We start from the raw sequence: 21,395 nt of genomic DNA on the forward strand, positions 1-21,395 counted from the left end.
GGGCCGGGGACGAGCAGGAGCGAGCGAGGAAGACGGAGGTGACCGCAGATGGAGACGATGCACGCGTACGGATCACCGGTCGCGACCGACCCCGACCAGGTATTCGGCGACCTGTCGGGCGTCGCCGCGCGGGTGCGCCGGCAGCTGGAGGCGGAGATCGCCGAGTCGGTGGAGGAGCTGCCGTCGGACCAGGCGCCGGCGGGCCAGATCTCGCGCTTCGCGCAGGAGGAACGGGCCCGGGTCCTGGAGGCCGGGGTGGCCGGTCTCGAGAAGCTGGCCGCGCATCGCGCCGACGAGATCGACGAGGACGAGTACTTCGGAGTGGAGGCGATCGTCCTCCTGGAGGGCAGGCCGGCGATCCTCGTGCAGGGCCAGGACTTCGCCGCGCAGGACGGCGACTGGTCCGTCCTGGATGCCGGGCGGGCCGCGATCCGCGAGTCGATCGCACGCGTGGGCCGGGTCGAGGTGACCGGCCATCCGAGCCTGGACTGGGTCGGCACGGCCTTCCTGGTGGGCCCGCGCACGGTGATGACCAACCGGCACGTGGCGGTGGAGTTCAGCCGGGCCGAGGACGCGGGCTGGTCATTCCAGCAGGGCATGTCCGCGCGCGTCGACCCGGGCGAGGAGCTGACCGGGGGCGCCGGCGGCGACGGGGCGCCGGTGACGCCCGCCGGACCGCTCCCGTACGAGGTGACCGAGGTGATCGGCATCCATCCGGACGTCGACATGGCGCTGTTGCGGATCGCGCCCCCCGACGGCGCGCCCCTGCCCACCCCGCTCGCGGTGGCCGCCGACGCCCCCGCCGACCTGCCGGGGCGGCCGGTGTACGTGGTCGGCTACCCGGCCTGGGACGGGCGGCGCAACGAGCCGGAGTCGATGCGGCGGATCTTCATGGACGTCTACAACGTCAAGCGCCTCCAGCCGGGCACGGCCACGGAGTTCACCCCCGGTGGACTGGTGATGAAGCACGACTGCTCGACCCTCGGCGGGAACAGCGGCTCCCCGGTCTTCGACCTCACGGACCACCGCGTCCTCGGCCTGCACTTCGGCGGCCGCTACCGTCTCGGCAACTTCGCCGTCCCGCTGTGGGAGCTGCTGGAGGACCCCCTGCTCGGGCGGGCGGAGGTCAACTGGGTCTGAAGGACGCGCGCGCGGCGGCGGCTCACTGCGGCGCGTCGCGGGCCTTCCGGGCCGCGGCCGTGGCGACGATGGGCGCATGGCAGCACGCGCAGACTCGGCCCTGGGCACACCGAAGGCTCCGGCAGCGGCCGGACTCGTCCTCCTGACGCTCGCGTCCGGGCAGTTCCTGATGGCGCTCGACAGCTCCGTCATGAACGTCTCGATCGCGACGGTCGCCGAGGACGTGGGCACGACCGTGACCGGCATCCAGGGGGCGATCACGGCGTACACCCTCGTGATGGCGATGTTCATGATCCCCGGCGGCAAGGTGGGGGTGCTGATCGGCCGCAGACGCGCGTTCATGATCGGCTGCGTGATCTACGGATGCGGTTCGCTGACGACCGCGCTCGCGCCGAACCTGCCCGTGCTGCTGGTCGGCTGGGCCTTCCTCGAAGGCATCGGCGCCTCGCTCATCCTGCCCGCGATCGTCGGCCTCGTGGCGGGCAACTTCCCCGCGGAGCGCCGCCCCGCCGCGTACGGTCTCGTCGCCGCCGCGAGCGCCGTCGCGGTCGCCGTCGGGCCGCTGATCGGCGGCGTCGCGACCACGTACTTCTCCTGGCGCTGGGTCTTCGCCGGCGAGGTCCTCATCGTCCTCGCCATCCTGGCCCTCGCCCGCCGCGTCGCCGACGCCCCGACGGGGGAGCACCCCAGGATCGACCTCGTCGGGGCGGCCCTCTCGGCCCTGGGGCTCGGGGTCTTCGTCTTCGGCGTGCTGCGCTCGGGCGAGTGGGGCTGGTTCCGGCCGAAGCCCGACGCGCCCGCCTGGTTCTCCCTCTCTCCGGTGGTCTGGCTGATGCTGGCGGGCCTCTTCCTCATCTGGCTCTTCCTGCGGTGGGAGGTCCGTCTGGTCAAGCGGAACCGCGAGCCCCTCGTCCCGCCCGTCCTGCTGGAGAACCGGCAGCTCACGGGCGGCCTGACGATGTTCTTCTTCCAGTACCTGGTCCAGATGGGGATGTTCTTCGTCGTACCGCTGTACCTCTCCGTCGCCCTGGGGCTCTCGGCGCTGGCCACGGGCGCGCGGCTGCTGCCGCTCTCCCTGGCCCTGCTGGCCGCCGCCGTCCTGATTCCCCGGCTGTTGCCGGAGGTGTCGCCGCGACGGGTGGTACGGCTCGGGGTCCTGGCGCTGCTCGCGGGCGCGGTGGTCCTGATGGCGGCCCTGGACGCGGACGCGGGGGCGGAGGTCGTGACCGTGCCGCTGGTGCTGGTCGGGCTCGGGGTGGGAGCGCTGGCCTCGCAACTGGGCGCGGTGACCGTGTCCGCCGTCCCGGACCGGCAGACGGCGGAGGTCGGCGGACTGCAGAACGCCGTCACCAACCTCGGCGCGTCGATCGGCACGGCGCTCGCCGGCTCGATCATGATCGCCTCGCTCACGACCTCGTTCCTGACGAGTGTCCAGGACAACCCGGCGGTCCCGGCGGAGGTCAAGAGCCAGGCTACGGTCAGCCTGGAGAGCGGGGTGCCCTTCCTCTCCGACGCCCAGCTCACCACCGCACTCGACGAGGCCGGAGCGGCCCCGGAGGTGAAGCAGGCCGCGCTGGACGCGAACGAGGACGCCCGCCTCGACGGACTGCGTGCCGCGCTCGCCGTCCTCGCACTCACCTCCGTCCTGGCCCTGTTCTTCACCGGCCGCGTCCCGGAGGCGCAACCCGGCGCGCCGACCGGATGAGTCCGGGACGCGCCCGGACTGGGTTCGGGGCCGTACGGGTACCGGCGGAGGGGCGGCGGGGTGAGGGACGGGGGCGGTTCCGTGGGGCCCGCACCCGTCACGTCACTCCCCGGGTGTCCGCGCGCCCGTCTCCCCCGCCGCCTCCCGCCCGATCCGGTCGAACTGGGCGCCCATCGCCTCGGCGAGCGCCTGGGCGGCGGACAGCGGCCGGACCATGACGGTGAAGTCGTCGATCCGCCCCTCCTCGTCGACGTGGAGGAAGTCGCAGCCCTGGATCCGGCGGCCGTTCACCGTCGCGGTGAAGACGAGGGCGTGGTCGCGGCCGTCGGCGTTCTCGATCTCGCGGACGTAGACGAAGTCCTCGAAGACGCGCATCACGCCCCGGAGGATCGCGGCGGTGATCGCCTTGCCGGTGTACGGCTTGAAGGCCACGGGGCTCGTGAAGACGACGTCGTCGGCGAGCAGGGCCTCGATGGCGGCCGCGTCGCGGTTCTCGACGGCCTCGCGGAACGGGTGCATGCGCCCTCGCATTACTCAACTAGTTGAATAGGTGGGTCGAGGGTATGGCCGCCCCGGCGCGCTGTCCAGCGACGAGGACAGTCGCCGAGATCACGGGCATCGCCGACGAGATCATGCGGGCGCTGCTCCGGGCAGGCGAGTCGGGAGGCGCGGCCGACCCGTTCGCCACGGCGATGGCGTTCTGGACCCGGCTCCACGGCGTGCTCTCGCTCGAACTCGCGGGCCACTTCGCGGGGATGGAGGACGTGGTTCCGCAGACCCTGTTCGAGAACGAGATCGCGACGCTGATGCCGGGGCCCCTCGATAGGCTGACGTTCCGGGGTCGCCTCTCGTACCCCTGTCCGGCGCCAGCACGTCCATGGGGGTTTCCCGTGCCCGTTCCACGCATGAGCAACACGCCGCTCCCCGGCATCGGGGTCCGCTACGACCTCACCACCCGGGAGCACCGCCGACTGTCGGTGATAGCCCACCGGGACGGCAGCCGGACGCTGAACGCCTACCGCCGCGACGACCCGGACGCATGCGCGCTGTCGGCGAAGCTGACCTCGAAGGAGGCGGAGGCGCTGATCGACGCGCTGATGCCCTCGCACCACAGCCCCAACCTGCTCTCCACCACGGACCTGGGCCTGGTCGCCGAACGGATCGAGCTGTCGGCGCACTCGCACTGGAACGGGCGGGCACTCGGCGAGACCCGGACCCGCACCGAGACGGGCGTGTCGATCGTCGCGGTCCTGCGACGGGCCGACGCGATCCCCTCGCCCGCCCCGGACTTCCGGCTGGCCGGCGGGGACACCCTCATCGTGATCGGCACCCGTGAGGGCGTCGAGGCGGCCGCCGCGATCCTCGGCCGGGAGTGAGCGCCATGCACTCCTCCGCCGTCTTCCTGATCGAGTTCGGCGCGATCATCCTCGCGCTCGGTCTCCTCGGCCGCCTCGCCGGCCGGTTCCAGTTCTCCCCGATACCCCTCTACCTGCTGGCGGGCCTCGCGTTCGGCGAGGGCGGCCTGCTCCCGCTCGGCACCAGCGAGGAGTTCGTCGCGATCGGCGCCGAGATCGGCGTGATCCTCCTGCTGTTGATGCTCGGGCTCGAGTACACCGCCACCGACCTGGTGACCAACCTCAAGACCCAATACCCGGCGGGGGTAGTCGACTTCGCCTTCAACGCCCTGCCCGGCGCGGGGATGGCGCTGCTGCTCGGATGGGGGCCGGTCGCCGCCGTCGTCCTGGCCGGCGTCACCTGGATATCGTCCTCCGGCGTCATCGCCAAGGTGATGGGCGACCTCGGCCGACTCGGCAACCGCGAGACCCCGGCCATCCTCAGCATCCTGGTTCTGGAAGACCTCGCCATGGCGGTCTACCTGCCGATCGTCACCGCCCTGCTCGCCGGCGTGAGCCTGGCCGCCGGCAGCCTCACCCTCGCCATCGCCCTCGGCGTCGCGGGCACGGTCCTCTTCGTCGCCGTCCGGTACGGCCGGGTCATCTCCCGCTTCGTCTCCAGCGACGACCCGGAGAAGCTCCTCCTCGTCGTCCTCGGTCTGACCCTGCTGGTCGCCGGCATCGCCCAGCAGCTCCAGGTCTCCGCCGCCGTCGGCGCCTTCCTCGTCGGCATCGCGCTCTCGGGGGAGGTCGCCGAGGGCGCGCACCATCTGCTCAGCCCGCTGCGGGACCTGTTCGCCGCCGTGTTCTTCGTCTTCTTCGGCCTGCACACCGATCCGGCCAGCATCCCGCCGGTGATCCTGCCCGCGCTGGCGCTCGCCGTGGTCACGGCGGCGACGAAGATCGCCACCGGCTACTGGGCCGCCCGGCGGGCCGGGATCTCCGTCAAGGGCCGCTGGCGGGCCGGTGGCACGCTGGTCGCCCGGGGCGAGTTCTCCATCGTCATCGCCGGCCTCGCCGTCACCGCCGGCATCGAACCCGCGCTCGGCCCACTGGCCACGGCCTACGTCCTGGTCCTGGTCGTCCTCGGTCCACTCACCGCCCGCTACACCGAACCGGTGGCCACCCTCCTCGCCGGCCGGCTCCGCCGCACCCCCGCCGCCACGGCGGCGACCGTCGGAGCCCCGCCGGAGGAGGCCCTGGAGCCCGTGGACGACGGCTCGGCCGGGAGGTCGTGAGCCCGTCCGTCAGGTGCGGAGGGACGGGCGAGGGAGGGGTGGTTCCCGGCGGATGACCCGACGGATTACCCGACGGTTCTCGCGGTCGGCCTCCCGACGGGCTCCGGGGCGGGCTCGTCGAGAGGCGAAAGCCCGCCGTCCCGGGGTCGTTGTCCTGACTCCGGGATCAGCGCGCGCCGTCCGCCTCACCGACATCCGACTCGGCAGTGGTGTGCCGCTCGACGGCGTACTCCCCGGTCACAGGGGCCGGACCGCGCCGGAATCGCACCGCCTTCCCCGCGTCGCGGGCCTTCTCCGCGACCATATAGTTGGACGCCCTAGTAAATCCGGACGCGAGGCGATCACCGCCGGACTCATCCCTAGAACGGATTCCGTCGGCGCTTCAAGACCTTCCCGCAATGGGCAAGGTCACAGCGGTGTGGACTGCTGCACCTTTGTTGAGCTGCCCTAACATCCGAGCATGACAGTCCTTCCCGACGACGGGCTCGCCCTAGCCGCCGAATTCCCCGACGCGTCCCGTGAACAGTGGCAGCACCTGGTAGCCGGTGTGCTGCGCAAGTCGGGCAAGGACGTCGAGGGCCCGGCGGCCGAGGACGCCCTCTCCACCACCCTGGAGGACGCGCTCCGCGTCCGTCCTCTCTACGCCGCCGAGGACACCGCCCCCGAGCCGGGCCTCCCCGGCTTCGCGCCCTTCGTACGGTCCGGCCGCGCCGAGGGGAACACCGTCGACGGCTGGGACGTGCGCCAGCGGCACACCGTCGCCGACTCCGCGACGGTCCTCACCGACCTGGAGAACGGCGTCACCTCGCTCTGGCTGGTCGTCGGCGAGGGCGGCATCCCGCTCGGGCGCCTCGGCCAGGTCCTCGACGGCGTCTACCTCGACCTCGCCCCTGTCGTCCTCGACGCGGGCCGGGACGTGGAGGAGGCCGCGCGGGAGCTGCTGCGGCTGTACGAGGAGCGGGGCGTCGCCCCCGAGGCGGCGCGCGGCAACCTGGGCGCGGACCCGCTCGGCCTGGAGGCCCGAACGGGCCGTCCGTACGACGTCTCCCCCGCGGTCGCGCTCGCGCGGCGCTGCGCCGAGGAGTACCCGGGCCTGCGCGCGCTGACCGTGGACGCGCTGCCGTACCACGAGGCCGGCGGCTCGGCGGCGCAGGAGCTGGGGTGCTCCCTGGCGACCGGCGTCAGCTACCTGCGCGGGCTCACGGAAGCGGGCCTGAGCGTCGAACAGGCCCTCGGTCAGCTGGAGTTCCGGTACGCGGCCACCGCCGACCAGTTCCTCACGGTCGCCAAGTTCCGTGCCGCGCGCAGGCTCTGGGCCCGGGTGGCCGAGGCCAGCGGGGCGAGCGGCGCGGGGGCGCAGCGGCAGCACGCGGTGACCTCCCCGGTGATGATGTCCCGCCGGGACCCCTGGGTGAACATGCTCCGGACGACCGTGGCCACGCTGGCCGCGGGGGTGGGCGGCGCGGATGCCGTCACCGTGCTCCCCTTCGACCACGCGCTGGGCCTGCCGGACGGCTTCGCGCGGCGCATCGCCCGTAACACCTCGACCATCCTCATCGAGGAGTCGCACCTCGCGCGGGTCATCGACCCGGCGGGCGGCTCCTGGTACGTGGAGCGGCTGACGGACGAACTCGCCCACGCGGGCTGGGAGTTCTTCCGTACGATCGAGCGTGCGGGCGGCATGGCCGCCGCGCTGCGGTCCGGGACGGTCGGCGAACGCCTCGCGGAGACCTGGTCGGCCCGCAGCGCGAAGCTCGCCAAGCGGCGCGAACCGGTCACCGGCGTCAGCGAGTTCCCGAACCTCGCCGAGAACCCGGTCGTCCGCGAGCCCGCCCCCGAGCCGCCGGCCGGCGGGCTCCCCCGGGTCCGGCGCGACGACGCGTTCGAGGCGCTGCGGGCCCGCTCCGACGCACACCTCGCCGCGACCGGCGCCCGGCCCCGGATCTTCCTCGCGACCCTCGGCCCCGCCTCCGCGCACACCGCCCGGGCCGCCTTCGCCGCCAACCTCTTCCAGGCGGGCGGCATCGAGGCCGTCGCCGAGGGCACCTTCGCGCAGAGCGGGGCGAGCGAGGCCTGCCTCTGCTCCAGCGACGCGCTCTACGAGGAACAGGCGGAGGAACGCGCGCGGGAGCTCGCCGCCGAGGGCGCGAGCCAGGTGTTCCTCGCCGGCCGGCCCGGGCAGTACGCCGGCGTCGACGGCTATGTCTTCGCGGGCTGCGACGCGGTCGCCGTGCTCGCCGCCACCCTTGACCGGATGGGAGTGTCCTGATGTCCGTCCCCGACTTCTCCGGCATCGAGCTGGGTACCCCGGCCGCCGACGGCAGCGCCGACGAATGGCGTGCGGCCGTCAAGAAGGCCGCCGGTGGTGACGACCTGCTCTGGGAGACCCCGGAGGGCATCGCGGTCAAGCCGCTGTACACCGGTCAGGACCTGGAGGGCCTCGACTTCCTGGGCACGTACCCGGGCATGGCGCCGTACCTGCGCGGCCCGTACCCGACGATGTACGTCAACCAGCCCTGGACGATCCGTCAGTACGCCGGTTTCTCCACGGCCGAGGAGTCCAACGCCTTCTACCGGCGCAACCTGGCGGCCGGTCAGAAGGGCCTCTCGGTCGCCTTCGACCTGCCCACCCACCGGGGTTACGACAGCGACCACCCGCGCGTCACCGGTGACGTCGGCATGGCGGGCGTCGCGATCGACTCGATCTACGACATGCGCCAGCTCTTCGACGGCATCCCGCTGGACCGGATGACGGTGTCGATGACGATGAACGGCGCGGTGCTGCCGGTCCTCGCGCTGTACATCGTCGCGGCGGAGGAACAGGGCGTGCCGCCCGAGAAGTTGGCCGGGACCATCCAGAACGACATCCTCAAGGAGTTCATGGTCCGCAACACCTACATCTATCCGCCGAAGCCGTCGATGCGGATCATCTCCGACATCTTCGCGTACACCTCGCAGCGGATGCCGCGCTACAACTCGATCTCCATCTCCGGCTATCACATCCAGGAGGCGGGCGCGACGGCCGACCTGGAGCTGGCCTACACGCTTGCCGACGGCGTGGAGTACATCCGGGCCGGCCGCGAAGCGGGCCTGGACGTGGACGCGTTCGCGCCTCGGCTGTCGTTCTTCTGGGCCATCGGCATGAACTTCTTCATGGAGATCGCCAAGATGCGGGCGGCCCGGCTGCTGTGGGCCAAGCTGGTCCGGCAGTTCGATCCGCAGAACGCCAAGTCGCTCTCGCTGCGCACCCATTCGCAGACCTCGGGCTGGTCGCTGACCGCCCAGGACGTCTTCAACAACGTGACGCGGACCTGCGTCGAGGCGATGGCGGCGACCCAGGGGCACACCCAGTCGCTGCACACCAACGCCCTCGACGAGGCGCTCGCGTTGCCCACCGACTTCTCCGCGCGGATCGCCCGCAACACCCAGCTGCTCATCCAGCAGGAGTCCGGTACGACGAGGGTCATCGACCCCTGGGGCGGCAGCGCGTACGTGGAGAAGCTGACGTACGACCTGGCCCGCCGCGCCTGGAAGCACATCGAGGAGGTCGAGCGGGCGGGCGGCATGGCGCAGGCCATCGACGCCGGCATCCCCAAGCTGCGCGTCGAGGAGGCGGCGGCCCGCACCCAGGCGCGCATCGACTCCGGGCGCCAGCCCGTGATCGGCGTCAACAAGTACCGGGTGGACTCCGACGAGCAGATCGACGTGCTCAAGGTCGACAACTCCTCCGTACGCAGCCGGCAGATCGCCAAGTTGCGCCGGCTGCGCGAGGAGCGGGACGAGACGGGGTGCCGGGACGCGCTGGAGGCGCTCACCCGGGCGGCGGGCGGCGAGGGCAACCTGCTGGAGCTGGCCGTGCGGGCGGCGCGCGCCAAGGCGACGGTCGGTGAGATCTCCGACGCCCTGGAGAAGGTGTACGGGCGGCACGCGAGCCAGATCCGTACGATCTCCGGTGTGTACCGCAACGAAGCCGGGCAGTCCCCGTCCGTCGAACGCACCCGCACCCTGGTCGACGCCTTCGCGGAGGCCGAGGGCCGACGGCCGCGCATCCTGGTCGCCAAGATGGGCCAGGACGGCCACGACCGCGGCCAGAAGGTGATCGCCACCGCCTTCGCCGACCTGGGCTTCGACGTGGACGTCGGCCCGCTGTTCCAGACCCCGGCCGAGGTCGCGCGCCAGGCCGTCGAGGCGGACGTGCACATCGTCGGGGTGTCGTCGCTGGCCGCCGGCCACCTGACGCTCGTGCCGGCGCTGCGGGAGGAGCTGGCGGCGGAGGGCCGCGAGGACATCATGATCGTCGTCGGCGGCGTCATTCCCCCGCAGGACGTGCCGACCCTGCTGGAGATGGGCGCGGCCGCCGTCTTCCCGCCCGGCACGGTGATCCCGGACGCGGCCCACGATCTGGTACGGCGACTGTCGGACGGCCTCGGGCACGAACTGTGATCGACCTCGACGCGTATGTGAAGGGGGTGCTCGACGGGAAGCGGGCCGTCGTGGCCCGCGCGATCACGCTCGTCGAGTCGACCCGCCCCCAACACCGGGCGCTGGCCCAGCAGTTGCTGACCGAACTGCTGCCGCACAGTGGCAGGGCCCGGCGGATCGGGATCAGCGGCGTGCCGGGCGTGGGCAAGTCGACGTTCATCGACGCCTTCGGCACGATGCTCACCGGCCAGGGCCACCGGGTCGCGGTGCTCGCCGTGGACCCGTCGTCGACCCGGACCGGCGGCTCGATCCTGGGCGACAAGACCCGGATGGAACGGCTGGCCGTGGATCCGGCGGCCTTCGTCCGGCCCTCGCCGACGGCCGGGACGCTGGGCGGGGTCGCCAAGGCGACGCGCGAGTCGATCATCGTGATGGAGGCGGCCGGCTACGACGTGATCCTCGTCGAGACCGTGGGCGTCGGCCAGTCCGAGACGACGGTGGCCGAGATGGTCGACTCCTTCCTGCTGCTCACCCTGGCGCGGACGGGCGACCAGCTGCAGGGGATCAAGAAGGGCGTCCTGGAACTCGCGGACGTGATCGCGGTCAACAAGGCCGACGGTCCGCACGAACGGGACGCCCGCGCCGCCGCCCGCGAACTGTCGGGGGCGCTCCGCCTGATGCACGGCGCGGACGCCGCCTGGACACCGCCCGTCCTGCACTGCAGCGCACGCGAGTCGACGGGCCTGGACACCGTCTGGGAACGCCTCGAACAGCACCGCGCCCTGCTCGACTCGACCGGCCGCCTGGCCGCCCGGCGCCGCGATCAGCAGGTCGACTGGACCTGGACGATGGTCCGCGACGAACTCCTGGACCGCCTGCACGCCCATCCTGCCGTCCGCGCGGCGACGCGGGAGGTCGAACAGCAGCTCAGGGCCGGCACCCTGACGGCGACCACAGCCGCGGAACGCCTCCTGCGCGCGTTCGAGGAGCCCGCGGGCAGGGACTGAGCCGGGGGGCCGCCGGGAGGGGAGGCATCCCCAAGCTCCTCCGCGGCCGCCCCGGACCTCAGCGCTCCGGCGGCCTCAGCGCCCCGGCAGTCTCAGCGGCCTCAGCGCTCCGGTGGCCGCCGGTGCTTGCCGTGGCCGTGGACGTGCGGGGCTTCCGCCCGCCCCTCCTCCTGGAGGCGGCGGCCCTCGTCCCGTAGGTCCGGATTGCGAAGGACCTTGCCGTCGGAGTCCTTCATCATGCCGCGGACGCGCTTCAGCGCGCCTCTCACGATCCCCATCGGTCGTCTCCTTGCGCTACGGGCGTACGTGCCGGGCCTCGAAGCGGCCCCTGGCCAGGTCCAGGGCGAAACTGACCTGCTGGCCCTCCGACAGCACCTGCTCCTCCGTCTCGATGTCCTCGGCTCGGACGTAGACGGCGTCCTCGTCCCCGTAGGGGGTGATGAAGCCGTACCCGCCCTCCTGGTTGAAGTACTGCACGAGCCCCTTGCGTCGGCCGTTCACGTGGAACTCCCTCGGCCAGGCGCGAGGCCGGTCCCGGGTGCGTGGGGCGCTGCCCGCGGACTCGCGCGGCTTTCCGTTCCATCACACCTCCGAACGGGCGCGTCGGCTTCTCGGGGCCGTCCCGTCGAGCGACTCCGTGGCCACGGAGCGTGGTGCGGCGCCCCGGGATCGGGGGCGCCGGGGCGCCGCACCAGGGACCGTCAGCTGAGGTGCCGGCCCTCCGGGTCCGTCGGATACAGGCCCGGGCCGGGGACGGGGCGGTCCTGCGCCAAGCCCTGGGCGCCGGCCGTGCCGTGGTCGGTCTCGCCGGGGCTGATCCGGCCGCGCCACGCGCCGGTCTCCTGGCCACGCTCCTCGATGAAGCCCTTGAAGCGCTTCAGGTCGCCCTTGACGCGGCGGTCGAGGATGCCGAGCGCGTCGCCGGCCTTCTCCGCCATGCCCTCCGGCTCGAAGTCCATGGCGAGGCTCACGCGGGTGTGCGACGCGTCCAGCTGCTGGAAGGTCACGACACCCTTCTGGCGGACGTCACCGCCCACCGTGCGCCACGAGACGCGCTCGTCGGGGAGCTGGTCGACGATCTCGGTGTCGAACTCCCGCTGGACCCCGGCGACCTTGGTCCGCCAGTGACAGTGCTGGTCGTCGACCTGCCGGATCTCCTCCACCCCCTCCATGAAGTTCGGGAACTCCTCGAACTGGGTCCACTGGTTGTAGACGTTGCGCACCGGGACGTCGACGTCGATGGATTCCGTCACCATGCTCACGGGATTTCTCCTGATCCGTTGGTTCCGTCGGTTCCGTTCGTTCCGCTTCCTCGCGGTCCGCCCTGGGCGGTCCGCTCCTCGCGGTCCCGGCCGGTACAAACCCGGCCACGTCGCGCGTGCCCGGCGAAACGGGGTTCAATCACAACGACGGTCCGTCGGCATGGTGGGCTCGCGGCGGGGCACACGCCGCCACGGATGATGTTCGCCCCGCCGCCGGTCGCACCGTCGCGGGAAGACACCACGGAGGTGCCCGGTGCCCAGTACCACTCTCACGGCCCCAGCGGAATCGGATCGGCTGATCGCCCTCCCAGGCGTGTACCGCCCCCAGCACGACACATGGCTGCTGGCCGAAGCCCTCGGGCACGAGCGCCTCGGACCGCAGGACCAGGTGCTGGAGATCGGTGCCGGGACCGGCGCCCTCGCCCTCCGCGCGGCGGCGAGCGGCGCGCAGGTCACCGCGACCGACGTGTCATGGAGAGCGGTGCTCTCGACCCGGGTGAACGCCCTGCGGCAGCGACGCACCCTGCGCGTCCTGCACGGAGACTTCGCCGCCCGCGCCCGCGACCGGCGCTACGACCTCGTCCTGGCCAACCCTCCCTACGTGCCCTCCCCGGCGCCGCTGCCGCCCGCGCACGGCGCCGCCCGCGCGTGGGACGCGGGCCGGGACGGCCGCGTGGTCGTGGACCGGATCTGCGCGGGCGCCCCCGGGCTCCTGAACGAGGGCGGGGTCCTGCTGCTCGTGCACTCGGGCATGTGCGGTACGGACGCCACGCTGCGGCACCTGGAGCGCGCCGGTCTTGACGCGGCCGTGACGCGGCGGGCCGTCATCCCCTGGGGGCCCGTGCTGCGGTCCCGGCGCGACTGGCTGCGGAACGAGGGTGTCCCCGGGAGTTCCGACGCGTGGGAAGAGTTGGTGATCATCCGTGCCCAGCGCCCCTGAGAACGGTACGCGAGACGGTGCGCGCGGCCCCGCGCGCCGGGTCGTCCTGGATCCGCAGGGTCCGGTCCTCGTCGAAGGTCCCGTCGAGGTGACCCTCGACGACGGGACGGTCGTCCGCTCGGACCGCTTCATGGTGGCGCTGTGCACGTGCCGCCGCAGCCGTACGTACCCGTGGTGCGACACCAGCCACCGCCCCCGCGACCGCCACACCCACGAGAAGCCCCGGACCGCACGAGAGGAGCCCTGATGACCTCGGCCGTGACGGCGACGCGTACCGGCCCCCGCCTCGCCCAGGCGCGCGGCGAACTGTCCGACGCCGTGCTGACCGCCCTGCGGACGGGCTCCCCGCCCCGCTACGACTCCCAGGCGCTGCTGACCGCCGACCCCCTCGGCGACGACGTCCAGCTCGCGCTCCACCTGCTGTACGAGCTGCACTACCGGGGGTTCGAGGGCGTCGACGACGACCGCGAGTGGGACCCGGACCTGCTGCGCCTGCGACAGGGGCTGGAAGCCCGCTTCCTGCACGAGCTGCGCTCCCGGACCCCGGTGCCGGACGGCGAGCGGCCGGTGGACGAGGTCTTCGGCCCGCTGCTGATCGAGCCGGTCGCCCCGAGCGACAGCGTCAGCCGCTTCCTGGAGACCGAGGGCGAGCTGTGGCAGCTGCGCGAGTACGCCGCCCTGCGCTCCGTCTACCACCTCAAGGAGGCCGATCCGCACGCCTGGGTCATCCCCCGCCTGACCGGGCGGGCCAAGGCCGGGATGGTGGCGATCGAGTACGACGAGTTCGGCGCCGGGCGGCCGGCCGACATCCATGCCCGGCTGTTCGCCGACCTCATGGAGGACCTGGGCCTGGACTCCGCGTACGGCAGGTACGTCGATCACGCTCCTGCGCCCCTGCTCGCCACCGTCAACCTCATGTCCCTCTTCGGCCTGCACCGCGCCCTGCGCGGTGCGCTGGTCGGCCACTTCGGCTATGTCGAGGTCACCTCCTCGCCCGGCTCGCGGCGGCTGGCGCACGCGATGCGCCGCTGCGGCGCCGGCCCCGCCGCCGAACGCTTCTACGACGAGCACGTGGAGGCCGACGCCGTCCACGAGCAGGTCGTACGACGCGAGGTCGTCGGCGGACTGCTGGCCGACGAACCGTGGCTGGAGGGAGACATCGCCTTCGGCTGCGCGGCGACCGTCGTCCTGGAGGACCTGCTGGGCGACCACATCCGCGCCGCCTGGTCGGCCGGACGCTCCGCCTGCCGGATCCCGCTGCCGGACGACTCCCGCCCTCTGTCACCGGAGCGGCGGGACGCGGCCGGCCGGGGCCCGGGACGCGGGTGAGCGAGCATGGCCGGACTCGACGGCTTCACCTCCCCGCTCGACCTGCCGATGTACGTCGTCACCACAGCGGCGCCGGACGGCGAGCGGGCCGGTTGCCTCGTCGGCTTCGCCTCGCAGAGCTCGATCGACCCGCCACGCTTCGTCGTGTGGCTGTCCCGCGCCAACCACACCTACGAGGTCGCCTGCCGGGCCACTCATCTGACGGTCCATCTCATCGGCCCCGAACACCGCGCGGCGGCGCGCCTGTTCGGCGAGGAGACGGGCGACGCCGTCGACAAGTTCGCCCGTGTGGACTGGTGGCCGGGCGAGGCCGGCAGCCCCGTCCTCGCCCACTGCCTCGGCTGGTTCACCGGCACGGTGGAGGCCCGGCTCGACGGCGGGGACCACGTCGGCTTCCTGCTCGCCCCGGTAGCCGAGGGCCCGTCCGAGGAGCCGCGCTCCGCCGACGGCGGGCGCCCGCGTCTCTTCCTCCTCAGCGACGCCGCCGACTTCTCCCCCGGGCACCCGGCATGACCGGCCGCACGGACCCTCGTCTCGCCTGAACAGGTTTGCGAGCGCCTGTGGCGCACATGCGAAAGAGAGAGGCAGATCGCCCAAGCCGGACAAGAAGACGGCTGAACGTCGCGGAGACGAGGAGACGAGGCACCCATGGGAATCATCGCCTGGATCGTCATCGGGCTGCTGGCGGGACTCATCGCCAAGGCACTGACCCCCGGCCGGGACCCCGGCGGGCTGCTGCTCACCACACTCATCGGCATCGGAGGCGGTCTGCTCGGCGGCTGGCTCGGCAAGGTGATCTTCAAGGTCGACGCCGTCGACGGATTCTTCGAGCTGTCCACCTGGATCGCCGCCGTCGTCGGATCGGTCGTCCTGCTCCTGATCCTCCGGCTCTTCACCGGCCGTCGTTCGCGCCACGCCTGACGCCGCGGCCCACGGACGGGGCCCGACAGTCACGACCGGCCCCGGGCACCCTTCGCCCCGCACACGGACACCGTGTGCGGGGCGAGGCCGTGTGCGGGGCGGGCTCACGCGGGCGGGCAGGTCAGGCGTACGTGACCGTCACGTCCTGGAAGCCGAGCGCCCGCAGCAGCCCCTGGAGCATCGAGGTGGTGTTGCGCTCGGTACGGAGTTTCAGATCGCTCTCCTCGGCGGCGTCGCCGATGTGCTCGGCCGCGAGCATGTGGACGGCGCGCTCGTCGGCCGGGTTGTCGGAGAACAGGTCGCCCAGCCGGTCGAGCAGGCCGCGCTGCTTGGAGACCGCGTACGAGCGCTTGGGGTCCAGCGAGGGTTCGGCCAGCCGCGCGTGCGGCAGGCGGAGGGTGGCGGCGGTGCGGTCCTCGTTCACGCTCACGGCGTCCTGACCGATGCCGCCGAGGTCGACGTACGCGCTCACGCTGCCGTTCGCCACGTACAGGGTGCGGGTGCCCCGGATCGAGTCGGGCAGGAACCTGGCGTCCTTCTCCAGATCGACCACCACCTGGAAGTTCCCGACCGCACCCTCGTACCGGTGCATGTCCTGGATGGACTTCAGCAGGGCCGGTCCGGAGCGGTCCTTCGTCTCCGTGCCGAACACGTCGCCGAGGAGACCGGGCATCGGCAGGAACCGGCCCAGCAGCAACAGCGCCACGGCCAGGACCAGGAGGACCGCCGCGCAGCCGGGCCACCCGCGGGACGGGAAGGGGCGACGGAGTCGCGTCGTGGTGCGTGAAGGTCTGCTCTGTGCTTCTTCTTCTCGCATGTGCGGCTGATGCCCGCCACAGCGTCGTCCACTCTCAACGCGCCCTGGACAGAGCCTCGTTGATACGCACGGGGTCCCTGAGCGCGATTTCGACGACCGCAGCGGCGTGCCCGGCCGCTTCCCGGGTAACCGGGTCCCACACGGGATCGGCCCTGGAGGGGGGACGGAACATGAACGCGAAGGCATTTCTGTACCGACGGGTGGCGGGGGCGACGACGAAGGCGGAACGGAAGGCTCCCGCGGCCCCGGCGGCCCGCGCCGCCAGGCCCGCGCCGCCGGTCGAGGAACCCGGTCGGCGTAGACCCGCACGGCTGATCCGCGTCCTGGTGGGCCTGATCGCCCTGGCAGGCATGGTGGCGTTCGCGATCGTCCTGGCGCGGCTGACGCTCAACGCCTCCCCCGCCTCCGTGCCGCTCACGCACAGCAATCTGACGCCCGGCAGCTCCATCCGGGCCTACCTGGAGCAGCCGGCGTTCGTGGACACCGTCAAGCAGCTGGGCGGCAACCTGGTGCTCGGGATGCCGTTCGGCCTGCTGCTGCCCCTGCTCTCCCGCCGCACCCGTGGGCTGGTCCAGGTGGCGCTGCTGACGATCGGCACGATGCTGCTCGTCGAACTGATCCAGGGCGCCCTGATCACCGGGCGCGCCTTCGACATCGACGACGTCCTGCTCAACACCACCGGCGCCCTGTTCGCGTATCTCCTCATCGGCAGGCGCCTCGGCCGGGCGGTCCACCCCCGCCGCCGCCGCTGGTGGCACCGGCGGGACAGCCGCGCGACGGCCACGACGCAAGGGCGCGGGTAGGGGCGCGGGCCACCGCTCCGGTGGTGGCATCGGCCGCGCGGGCCCAGCCTGGAAGGTGTGGGCGGGGCGGAAGGCCGCCGCTCGCTTCTCGACGCACCCGCCCGGGGCCGAGCCGATCGCGGCAGACACGTTTACCGCGGCGACGGCGGGTGAGTCGAGATGCCGAGACGTCCGCCGCAGCTGAGTACGAGGAAGGCAGACCGACGATGACCGAGGACCGACCGCACACCACGACCGACTCCGGCGCCCCGGTGGAGAGCGACGAACACTCGCTCACCGTGGGCCCCGGCGGACCGATCCTGCTGCAGGACGCCTACCTGATCGAGCAGATGGCCCAGTTCAACCGGGAACGGATCCCCGAGCGCCAGCCGCACGCCAAGGGCAGCGGCGCGTTCGGCCATTTCGAGGTCACGAACGACGTCAGCGGCTACACGAAGGCGGCCCTGTTCCAGCCCGGCACCCGCACGGATCTGGTCATCCGCTTCTCGACCGTCGCAGGGGAGCGCGGCAGCCCGGACACCTGGCGCGACCCGCGCGGCTTCGCGGTGAAGTTCTACACCAGCGAAGGCAACTACGACATGGTCGGCAACAACACGCCCGTGTTCTTCATCAAGGACCCGATGAAGTTCCAGCACTTCATCCGCTCCCAGAAGCGCCGCGCGGACAACAACCTGCGCGACCACGACATGCAGTGGGACTTCTGGACCCTCTCGCCGGAGTCCGCCCACCAGGTCACCTGGCTGATGGGCGACCGGGGCATCCCGCGCACCTGGCGCCACATGAACGGCTACACGTCCCACACGTACATGTGGATCAACGCGGCCGGCGAGCGGTTCTGGGTGAAGTACCACTTCAAGACGGACCAGGGCGTGGAGTTCTTCACGCAGCACGAGGCCGACCAGATGGCAGCCGTGGACACGGACTACCACACGCGTGACCTGTTCGAGCACATCCGTGACGGAGAGTACCCGAGCTGGACGCTGTACGTGCAGGTCATGCCGTACGAAGAGGCCGCGAGCTACCGCTTCAACCCGTTCGACCTCACCAAGGTGTGGCCGCACGGTGACTATCCGCTCATCCAGGTCGGCCGCATGACCCTCGACCGGAACCCGACCGACAACCACGCCCAGATCGAGCAGGCGGCCTTCCAGCCCAACAACCTGGTGCCCGGCATCGGGCCGAGCCCGGACCGGATGCTGCTGGCCAGGCTCTTCTCGTACGCGGACGCCCACCGCGCCCGTATCGGAACGAACTACCAGCAGCTCCCGGTGAACGCGCCCGTCGTCGACGTCCACACGTACTCCAAGGACGGGGCGATGGCGTACCGGAACACGACGGACCCGGTGTACGCCCCGAACTCCAAGGGCGGGCCGGCCGCCGACGTCGAGCGCTACGGCAGCCCGCCGAGCTGGGCCGCGGACGGCGAGATCACCCGGGCGGCCTACGTCTCCCACCCGGAGGACGACGACTGGGGCCAGCCGGGCACGATGGTCCGTGAGGTCCTGGACGACGAGGCCAGGGACCGCTTGGTGGACAACGTGGTCGGGCACCTGCTGAACGGCGTGTCGGAGCCGGTCCTCGAGCGGGCCTTCACCTACTGGCGCAACATCGACGAGAAGATCGGCGCGCGCATCGCCCAGGGCGTCCGCGCCAAGGCCGACGAGATGGACCCGAAGGCGGCCGAGCAGGGCAACCCTGCGCGCAGTTCCATGCAGCACAAGGCGTGAGCGGCGGAAGAGCCCCGTAGGAAGCGCTGCGTGAACGGGCGGTGGCCGACCGGAATTCTCCGGTCGGCCACCGCCCGTAGCGTGCCGCGACGCCCTCCGGCGTCGGACGGTCAGACGGTCCAGCCCGTCGCCGCGATGGTGAACGAGTGGCCGGCCGGGTCGCTGAAGAGCCGGGCCTCGCGTGGCCCCTCCTCGGTGTCCACGTCCACGGGACGGGCCCCGAGCGAGACGGCCTCGCGCTCCGCCTCGTCGAGGTCCTCGGGGCCGACCAGGATGCGCAGGTGCGCCTGGAGGGCGTCCTCGGGCCGCGGCCAGCTCGGGGGCGCGTAGCCGTGGTCCCTGCGCACGGCGAGGCGGACCCCGGAGCCTCCGACCACCTCGATCAGGTCGGGGTCCTCCCCGATGTGGATCTCGCCCGCCAGCAGTTCGGCGTAGAAGTGCGCGAGGGCCTGCGCGTCCGTGCAGTCCAGTACGAGCATGCTTGTCTTGTTGACGGCCATGGCCACCGGATACCCCGGCGGGGGCCGATCAGTCGATCCGCTCCACCACGAAGACAGGGATCTCCCGGGCCGTCTTGCGCTGGTAGTCGGCGTAGTCGGGGAAGGCCGCGACGGCCCGGTCCCACCAGGCCCGACGCTCCTCACCGGTCACGATCCGCGCCTTCATGTCCCACGCGCTCGTCCCGTCCCGCAGCTCCAGCTCCGGGTGGGCGACCACGTTGTGGTACCAGACGGGGTGCTTCACGGCGCCGCCGTTGGAGGCGACGAGCGCGTAGGCGCCGTCGTGCTCCACCCGCATCAGCGGCGTCTTGCGGAGCTTGCCGCTCTTCGCGCCGACGGTGGTCACCAGGACGACGGGCATGCCGCGCATCGTCGTCCCGTCGGTGCCGCCCGATCCCTCGTACAACTCGACCTGGTCCCGCACCCACTGCGTCGGGCTCGGCTCGTACGTTCCCTGGAGTGGCATGGCGCTCCCTTCTCGTCGTTCGGCGGCGCACCGCCCTGCCGGCCAAGTCCATCACGGACCCCGGTGCGCGGCCAGGAGGCCGCTCCCGCGGTCCGACGGCGCGCCGTCACGGCGCCTGCGGGAGGAACGGCCGGTAGTCGGTCTCCGGGCCGGACGGGATCGTGGTGTAGCTGGACTCCGGCAGTTCGTTCCACACGCCGGGCAGGTCCCCCAGGGGCTCGGAGACCACGATGCGGGTCTCGTCGGAGACCGCCTTGAGGAAGTCCAGCTCCGGGTGGAGCCGCCGTACGGTCTCGGCCCTGGAGCTGTAGAAGAGCGAGCGGGGCCGACCCTGGCTGGCGTGCCGGAAGGCCCAGACGCGCTCCCCGTCACTCACCGCCACCGTCATCTGGAGCGGGTCGGGGACGCCGTGCTCCTTGCCGACCCGCTCCACCAGGCCCGCCATGCGGGCCACCGCTCCGGGGACGTCCTGGTCGAGGCCGAAGGTGACCGCCAGGTAGAACATCACCTCGGAGTCCGTCGAACCCTCGATGCAGGGGAAGAGGGCGGGGTCGACGGCCATGCAGAGGTCGCGCTGCACCCGCGGGAAGTCCGCGATGGCCCCGTTGTGCATCCACAGCCACCGGCCGTGGCGGAACGGGTGGCAGTTGGTCTGCTGGACGGCGGAGCCGGTGGAGGCCCGGACGTGGGCGAAGAAGAGGTGGGAGCGGACGTGCGCGGAGAGCTCCTGCAGATTGCGGTTGCTCCAGGCCGGTCCGACATCGCGGAAGACCGCCGGGGTCCCGTCGCCGTCCGTGCTGTACCAGCCGATCCCGAAGCCGTCGCCGTTGGTCGACTCGACACCCATCCGGGCGTGGAGGCTCTGGTTGATCAGTGAGTGCTCGGGGCGGTACAGCACGGTGTCGAGAAGGACGGGCGTACCGGAATAGGCGAGCCAGCGGCACAAGGGGACCGCCTCCTTTCGGAGCCGAGTTCGAGCCTACGCCCGTGCCGTGGGATCGGGGGGAATGCGCGGCCGGGTACGGGGCAGGCGGAGTTCGAGCGGGAAACGGCAGAACGCAATCCACCGGAGGAGTTGTTTTCGCGTGACCGAGAACGTGTGGAGCTACAAGTCGACCGCGGGCCACCTGGCCGGTGCCCAGCTGACCGGATACAAGGTCGAGGCGATCGACGGCAGCATCGGGAAGGTGGACAAGCACTCCGATGAGGTCGAGGACGCCTACCTGGTCGTGGACACCGGAATCTGGATCTTCGGCAAGGAGGTCCTCCTGCCGGCGAGCACCGTCGTCCGCATCGACGCGGACGACAGGAAGATCTTCGTCGACCGGACGAAGGAGCAGATCGAGAACGCTCCCGAGTTCCATCGCGACAAGCACCTCGAGGACCCCGCCTACCGGCACGAGCTGGGGACGTACTACGGCCTCGGCGGCCCCTTCGGCGGCCGCATCGTCTGATCCGCCGACGCGGAAGGGCCCGGACTCGCACGAGTCCGGGCCCTTCCGCGCGTGTCTCGGCCTGCCGCGCGTCTCTCGGCTTTCTTCCGCGCGTATCTCGGCTCGTCCGCACGTCTCTCGGTCTTCTTCCGCGCGTATCCCGGCTCGTCCGCACGCCTCTCGGCTCTCCTCCGCGCGCGTCTCGGCCCTCCTCCCGAGGGCCTCCCCCACCCCCCTTCCTTTCACCCCACATGTCCCCTTTAGCACATCTTGGCTAGTGAAGCAGCCCAC

General features: G+C 72.0%; 23 protein-coding genes, 1 pseudogene and 1 riboswitch. Of the genes and pseudogenes, 16 read left to right on the plus strand and 8 right to left on the minus strand.

Going from position 1 to position 21,395, the window contains the following annotated elements:
- Positions 1-48 precede the first annotated feature (48 nt).
- Both ACIPPS_RS09375 and ACIPPS_RS09380 read left to right on the plus strand, forming a co-directional pair.
- Complete coding sequence (locus tag ACIPPS_RS09375; RefSeq protein ID WP_401428796.1) at positions 49-1,140, plus strand: trypsin-like serine peptidase; 1,092 nt, start codon at positions 49-51, stop codon at positions 1,138-1,140.
- Between the two features lie 76 nt (positions 1,141-1,216).
- Positions 1,217-2,845, plus strand: coding sequence for an MFS transporter (locus ACIPPS_RS09380; protein WP_401428798.1), 1,629 nt, complete (start codon positions 1,217-1,219; stop codon positions 2,843-2,845).
- Between the two features lie 102 nt (positions 2,846-2,947).
- Here ACIPPS_RS09380 and ACIPPS_RS09385 read toward each other — a convergent pair whose 3' ends face one another.
- Entirely contained in the window at positions 2,948-3,364 is a 417-nt protein-coding gene (locus ACIPPS_RS09385) for a nuclear transport factor 2 family protein (protein WP_401428800.1), read from the minus strand.
- Positions 3,365-3,408: 44 nt separating this feature from the next.
- Between ACIPPS_RS09385 and ACIPPS_RS09390 the strand changes: the two are divergent.
- The 6 genes and pseudogenes from ACIPPS_RS09390 to meaB all read left to right on the plus strand — a co-directional run.
- Positions 3,409-3,639, plus strand: a pseudogene (locus ACIPPS_RS09390) (TetR-like C-terminal domain-containing protein); the annotation flags it as partial.
- A gap of 96 nt (positions 3,640-3,735) precedes the next feature.
- Complete coding sequence (locus tag ACIPPS_RS09395; RefSeq protein ID WP_401429556.1) at positions 3,736-4,221, plus strand: cation:proton antiporter regulatory subunit; 486 nt, start codon at positions 3,736-3,738, stop codon at positions 4,219-4,221.
- Between the two features lie 5 nt (positions 4,222-4,226).
- Entirely contained in the window at positions 4,227-5,477 is a 1,251-nt protein-coding gene (locus ACIPPS_RS09400; RefSeq protein ID WP_401428803.1) for a cation:proton antiporter, read from the plus strand.
- A gap of 150 nt (positions 5,478-5,627) precedes the next feature.
- Positions 5,628-5,752: riboswitch (cobalamin riboswitch) on the minus strand.
- Between the two features lie 185 nt (positions 5,753-5,937).
- Positions 5,938-7,746: a methylmalonyl-CoA mutase family protein gene (locus ACIPPS_RS09405; protein ID WP_401428806.1), complete on the plus strand. Its 1,809-nt coding sequence runs from the start codon at positions 5,938-5,940 to the stop codon at positions 7,744-7,746.
- On the plus strand, positions 7,746-9,920 hold the full coding sequence (gene scpA, locus ACIPPS_RS09410; protein WP_401428809.1) for a methylmalonyl-CoA mutase: 2,175 nt from the start codon (positions 7,746-7,748) through the stop codon (positions 9,918-9,920). The genes ACIPPS_RS09405 and scpA overlap by 1 nt, the downstream gene beginning before the upstream one ends.
- Positions 9,917-10,906 carry a methylmalonyl Co-A mutase-associated GTPase MeaB gene (gene meaB / locus ACIPPS_RS09415; protein WP_401428811.1) on the plus strand — a complete coding sequence of 330 codons (990 nt, stop codon included), beginning with the start codon at positions 9,917-9,919 and terminating at the stop codon, positions 10,904-10,906. Before scpA ends, meaB begins: the two co-directional genes overlap by 4 nt.
- Positions 10,907-11,007: 101 nt before the next feature.
- Here meaB and ACIPPS_RS09420 read toward each other — a convergent pair whose 3' ends face one another.
- The 3 genes from ACIPPS_RS09420 to ACIPPS_RS09430 all read right to left on the minus strand — a co-directional run bounded on the left by ACIPPS_RS09420 (position 11,008) and on the right by ACIPPS_RS09430 (position 12,168).
- Positions 11,008-11,184 carry a hypothetical protein gene (locus ACIPPS_RS09420; protein WP_401428813.1) on the minus strand — a complete coding sequence of 59 codons (177 nt, stop codon included), beginning with the start codon at positions 11,182-11,184 and terminating at the stop codon, positions 11,008-11,010.
- A gap of 16 nt (positions 11,185-11,200) precedes the next feature.
- Positions 11,201-11,407: a cold shock domain-containing protein gene (locus ACIPPS_RS09425; protein WP_401428815.1), complete on the minus strand. Its 207-nt coding sequence runs from the start codon at positions 11,405-11,407 to the stop codon at positions 11,201-11,203.
- A gap of 200 nt (positions 11,408-11,607) precedes the next feature.
- A complete protein-coding gene (locus tag ACIPPS_RS09430; RefSeq protein WP_401428817.1) occupies positions 11,608-12,168 on the minus strand; it encodes an SRPBCC family protein in 561 nt (186 codons plus the stop codon).
- A gap of 253 nt (positions 12,169-12,421) precedes the next feature.
- On the opposite strand from ACIPPS_RS09430, the gene ACIPPS_RS09435 reads away from it, so the two are divergent.
- The 5 genes from ACIPPS_RS09435 (at position 12,422) to ACIPPS_RS09455 (ending at position 15,358) form a co-directional block, all read left to right on the plus strand.
- Entirely contained in the window at positions 12,422-13,108 is a 687-nt protein-coding gene (locus tag ACIPPS_RS09435; protein ID WP_401428819.1) for a HemK2/MTQ2 family protein methyltransferase, read from the plus strand.
- The gene (locus ACIPPS_RS09440) at positions 13,092-13,355 is read left to right on the plus strand and encodes a CDGSH iron-sulfur domain-containing protein (protein WP_401428821.1); all 264 of its coding nucleotides are present in this window, start codon (positions 13,092-13,094) and stop codon (positions 13,353-13,355) included. Before ACIPPS_RS09435 ends, ACIPPS_RS09440 begins: the two co-directional genes overlap by 17 nt.
- Positions 13,355-14,437, plus strand: coding sequence for an iron-containing redox enzyme family protein (locus ACIPPS_RS09445; protein WP_401428824.1), 1,083 nt, complete (start codon positions 13,355-13,357; stop codon positions 14,435-14,437). The genes ACIPPS_RS09440 and ACIPPS_RS09445 overlap by 1 nt, the downstream gene beginning before the upstream one ends.
- Positions 14,438-14,443: 6 nt before the next feature.
- The gene (locus ACIPPS_RS09450; protein WP_401428826.1) at positions 14,444-14,950 is read left to right on the plus strand and encodes a flavin reductase family protein; all 507 of its coding nucleotides are present in this window, start codon (positions 14,444-14,446) and stop codon (positions 14,948-14,950) included.
- Between the two features lie 135 nt (positions 14,951-15,085).
- Positions 15,086-15,358 carry a GlsB/YeaQ/YmgE family stress response membrane protein gene (locus tag ACIPPS_RS09455; protein WP_401428828.1) on the plus strand — a complete coding sequence of 91 codons (273 nt, stop codon included), beginning with the start codon at positions 15,086-15,088 and terminating at the stop codon, positions 15,356-15,358.
- Between the two features lie 121 nt (positions 15,359-15,479).
- Here ACIPPS_RS09455 and ACIPPS_RS09460 read toward each other — a convergent pair whose 3' ends face one another.
- Positions 15,480-16,175: a DUF4230 domain-containing protein gene (locus tag ACIPPS_RS09460; protein WP_401428830.1), complete on the minus strand. Its 696-nt coding sequence runs from the start codon at positions 16,173-16,175 to the stop codon at positions 15,480-15,482.
- A gap of 170 nt (positions 16,176-16,345) precedes the next feature.
- Here ACIPPS_RS09460 and ACIPPS_RS09465 point away from each other — a divergent pair, with 170 nt between their 5' ends.
- Both ACIPPS_RS09465 and ACIPPS_RS09470 read left to right on the plus strand, forming a co-directional pair.
- Positions 16,346-16,978 (plus strand): VanZ family protein, encoded by a 633-nt coding sequence (locus ACIPPS_RS09465; RefSeq protein WP_401428833.1) that lies wholly within the window; start codon positions 16,346-16,348, stop codon positions 16,976-16,978.
- 206 nt (positions 16,979-17,184) lie between these two features.
- Positions 17,185-18,705 carry a catalase gene (locus ACIPPS_RS09470; RefSeq protein ID WP_401428836.1) on the plus strand — a complete coding sequence of 507 codons (1,521 nt, stop codon included), beginning with the start codon at positions 17,185-17,187 and terminating at the stop codon, positions 18,703-18,705.
- A 110-nt stretch (positions 18,706-18,815) separates the two neighbouring features.
- Here ACIPPS_RS09470 and ACIPPS_RS09475 read toward each other — a convergent pair whose 3' ends face one another.
- From ACIPPS_RS09475 to ACIPPS_RS09485, 3 genes are all read right to left on the minus strand, one after another.
- Positions 18,816-19,205 carry a VOC family protein gene (locus tag ACIPPS_RS09475; protein WP_401428838.1) on the minus strand — a complete coding sequence of 130 codons (390 nt, stop codon included), beginning with the start codon at positions 19,203-19,205 and terminating at the stop codon, positions 18,816-18,818.
- 28 nt (positions 19,206-19,233) lie between these two features.
- Positions 19,234-19,671 carry a nitroreductase family deazaflavin-dependent oxidoreductase gene (locus tag ACIPPS_RS09480; protein WP_401428840.1) on the minus strand — a complete coding sequence of 146 codons (438 nt, stop codon included), beginning with the start codon at positions 19,669-19,671 and terminating at the stop codon, positions 19,234-19,236.
- A gap of 106 nt (positions 19,672-19,777) precedes the next feature.
- A complete protein-coding gene (locus tag ACIPPS_RS09485; protein WP_401428842.1) occupies positions 19,778-20,617 on the minus strand; it encodes a class II glutamine amidotransferase in 840 nt (279 codons plus the stop codon).
- 139 nt (positions 20,618-20,756) lie between these two features.
- Between ACIPPS_RS09485 and ACIPPS_RS09490 the strand changes: the two genes are divergently transcribed.
- Positions 20,757-21,125 (plus strand): PRC-barrel domain-containing protein, encoded by a 369-nt coding sequence (locus tag ACIPPS_RS09490; RefSeq protein ID WP_401428844.1) that lies wholly within the window; start codon positions 20,757-20,759, stop codon positions 21,123-21,125.
- The last annotated feature ends 270 nt before the right edge of the window (positions 21,126-21,395 follow it).

It is taken from the genome of Streptomyces sp. NPDC090127 (genome assembly GCF_044746945.1).
Taxonomy (GTDB): Bacteria; Actinomycetota; Actinomycetes; order Streptomycetales; family Streptomycetaceae; genus Streptomyces.